The sequence below is a fragment of the Sinomicrobium pectinilyticum genome, from assembly GCF_003725735.1.
Lineage (GTDB): Bacteria > Bacteroidota > Bacteroidia > Flavobacteriales > Flavobacteriaceae > Sinomicrobium > Sinomicrobium pectinilyticum.
Map to the genome: position 1 here is coordinate 1 of NZ_RJTM01000233.1, position 796 is coordinate 796.

The following is a 796-nucleotide window of genomic DNA, read 5'->3' on the forward strand; positions in this document are numbered from 1 at the left end:
AACTCGCCGTCAACGGCAACATCCGCGCCAAGGAGATCAAAGTAGAAACCGGCTGGAGCGATTTTGTCTTTGAAGAGAGTTACAACCTGCCCACATTGGAAGAAGTAGAACAGCATATCAATGAAAAAGGCCATTTAAAGGATATCCCCAGTGCTAAGGAGGTAGAAGAAAATGGGATATTCCTGGGGCAGATGGATGCCAAATTGTTGCAGAAGATCGAGGAGTTGACTCTTTATATGATTGCTTTGAAAAAAGAAAACCGGGAACAGAAATTCCAGATAGAAAAATTACAAAAAGCTATAGATCAACTCCAAAAAAACACTGATGAAAAAAATATTATTGATAAGCGCATTCATACCATTTGTTTTACATGCTCAGAGCAATGTATTTCCTTCCACCGGTAATGTAGGCATCGGAACGTTATCACCTGCAGAAAAACTGGAGGTTAATGGGGATATCTCTGTCGGATCAGACATTTCGGATCAAAGCACTAAAAATGAAACGTATGGAAACAAGTTGTATTTCCTTGGAGCAAGTAACAACTCGGACCCTTTGTGGATGGCGAGGTATAATGTTTCCGGGAATCCTAATGTATCCGAATTAAGGGTTAATATAGGCGATGATCCTACACATTTTGGAGATAAACTGGTAGTCGGCGTTACGGAAGGATCGGAGACCTGGCATCCGAGGTTTATAATTCAGGGAGACGGAGGTGTAGGTATCGGAACTGTCGATCCCGGTACCTGGAAACTCGCCGTCAACGGCAACATCCGGGCCAAGGAGATCAAAGTCGAAA

The 796-nt window shown here is 43.0% G+C and carries 2 pseudogenes; both read left to right on the plus strand.

Annotated elements, in window-relative coordinates:
- Positions 1 to 404, plus strand: a pseudogene (locus tag ED312_RS24070) (cell wall anchor protein); the annotation flags it as partial.
- A pseudogene (locus ED312_RS23630) lies at positions 325 to 796 on the plus strand (hypothetical protein); the annotation flags it as partial. The pseudogenes ED312_RS24070 and ED312_RS23630, both read left to right, overlap by 80 nt.